The following is a 2,105-nucleotide window of genomic DNA, read 5'->3' on the forward strand; positions in this document are numbered from 1 at the left end:
CGTCGCGCGCGCGGGCTCACGGTCCACCAGCACCAGCCGCGTCGCGCCCAGGCGCAAGACCGTGTGAGCGATGGCGGCGCCTGCCCCACCGGTGCCCAGCACCACCACCTCGGACAGGTCTGCGGCCGGCAGCGCGCGGCGAAAGCCCCAGGCCCAGCCGGTGCCATCGGTGTTGTGGCCCACCAACCGGCCGTTGCGGCACACGACGGTGTTCACGGCTCCCATCGCACGGGCCTCGTCCGACAGCTCGTCCAGCAGCGGGATCACGGCCTGCTTGCACGGGTAGGTGATGTTCAGGCCCGCAAAGCCCATGGTGCGCACCGCCTGGATGAGCCCGGGCAGGGCCTCGACACCCGAGCCCGTGCGGTCCAGGTCGATGAGCTGGTAGTGCAGCCGAAGGCCATGGTGGCGGGCTTCCTCCTCGTGCATGGCCGGTGTCAGCGAACGCTGGATGCCCGCGCCGATGAGGCCGACGAGCACCTTGCGATCGCCGGCACCGGCCGTGCGCACGGGCGCCTCCACGAGGGTGTGGACCACAGTCACGACGATCCTCTCCTTACCTGCGCACCTTGGCCAGCTCGGCGTTGAGCGCGGCCACGGTGTCGGCGCCCACGCTCTGGGTGTGCTTGTCGATGACGGGCTTGACCTTCTCGCGAAAGCGCGCCAACTCCGCCGCGGACAGCTCGGTGACCTGCATACCAGCCTTGCGAAGGTTTTCCAGCGCCACGCTGGCCTGCTGGCGCGACAGTTCACGCTGGAAGCGCGTGGCCTCGGCGGCGGCCTCATTGAAGATGCGCCGTTCGTCGGCGCTCAGGCTGTCCCACAGGCGCTTGCTCACCAGCAGGGCCTGGGGGTTGTACACATGGCGGGTGAGCGTCAGATACTTCTGAACCTCATGGAACTTCGAGGCGTAGATGGTCGTCTCCGGGTTCTCCTGCCCGTCGATGGCCTTCTGTTCGAGCGCGGTGTAGACCTCGGGGAAGGGCATGGGTGTGGCGTTCGCCCCCAACGCGTTGAACAAGTCGATGTAGATCGGCGACTGGATCACGCGGATTTTCAGCCCGGCGATGTCCTCGACCTTGGCCACCGGACGGCGGTTGTTGGTGAGGTTGCGAAAGCCCAGATCCCAATAGCCCAGCCCGATGAGGTTCTTTTCCTCCAGCTTGGCCAGCAGGCTCTTGCCGAAGGGCCCGTCGGTCACGGCGTCGGCCTCCTGCGGCGAGGCGAAGAGGAAGGGGAAGTCGAAAACCGCGAATTCCTTCACCTGGGCCGTGAGGATGCCGGCATTGAGCACCGTCATCTCGACCGTGCCGCCCTGCAGGGCCGACACCGTCTGCAGGTCACCGCCCAGCGTGCCGCCGGGGAACAGACGCACGGTGATCTTGCGACCGGACTTCTGGGCCACCAAGTCGGCGAACTTTTGCGCCCCTTCGGCCTGCGGATGGCCCTTCTGGTTCTGGAAGGCGAACTTGATGGTGCGCTCCTTGACGTCTTGGGCCAGCGTGGCGGTCATGGGTATCAGGGTGGCCAGGCTCAGGCACAGTGCGCGGGTCAGGGTCTTGAATGTCATGGGTGTCTCCTTTGGGGGATGGGGGAGGGAAGGGGCGGCATCAGCCGCCGAACCAGCGGGCCGGGACGGTGACGATCGACGGGAACAGCACCAGCAGGAAGAGCACGGCGGTCTGCGCGGCCATGAAGGGCAGCACGCCGCGGGTGACCTCGTCGAGCTTCATGCGGCCCACGCCGGACACCACGTTGAGCACCGTGCCCACCGGTGGCGTGAGCAGGCCGATGGCATTGACGATGATGAACAGCACCCCGAAATACACCGGGTCGATGCCTGCGGCCTTCACCACCGGCATCAGCACCGGTGTGAGGATCAGGATGGTGGGCGTCATGTCCATGGCCGTGCCCACCACCAGCACGAGCACCAGGATGGCCACCATGAGCAAGGTGGGGCGATCGATGAAAGGTTCCAGCAGGTCGATGACCATCGACGGCAGGTCTGCCACGGTGATCAGCCAGGCGCTGACCATCGCTGCGGCCACCAGGAACATGATCACGGCGCTGGTGCGCGCGGCCGCGACGAAGATCGGGTAGAGCTG

At 66.8% G+C, this 2,105-nt stretch carries 3 protein-coding genes; all 3 read right to left on the reverse strand.

The features are described from left to right. Positions 1 to 537 (reverse strand): shikimate dehydrogenase (locus ACK42S_RS17740; RefSeq protein ID WP_409710733.1); only part of this gene is annotated, 537 nt, incomplete at its 3' end. Positions 538 to 556: 19 nt separating this feature from the next. Then, positions 557 to 1,570 (reverse strand): TRAP transporter substrate-binding protein, encoded by a 1,014-nt coding sequence (locus ACK42S_RS17745; protein WP_409710727.1) that lies wholly within the window; start codon positions 1,568 to 1,570, stop codon positions 557 to 559. 40 nt (positions 1,571 to 1,610) lie between these two features. Next, the coding region (locus tag ACK42S_RS17750; RefSeq protein ID WP_409710730.1) for a TRAP transporter large permease subunit at positions 1,611 to 2,105 on the reverse strand (495 nt) is incomplete at its 5' end.

The organism is Caldimonas sp. (assembly GCF_046289365.1).
Classification (GTDB): Bacteria; Pseudomonadota; Gammaproteobacteria; order Burkholderiales; family Burkholderiaceae_C; genus Caldimonas.

Excerpts from the sequence above, each read along its gene's own strand:
- ACK42S_RS17745 (WP_409710727.1), bottom strand. The coding sequence starts at position 1,570 with ATGACATTCAAGACCCTGACCCGCGCACTGTGCCTGAGCCTGGCCACC.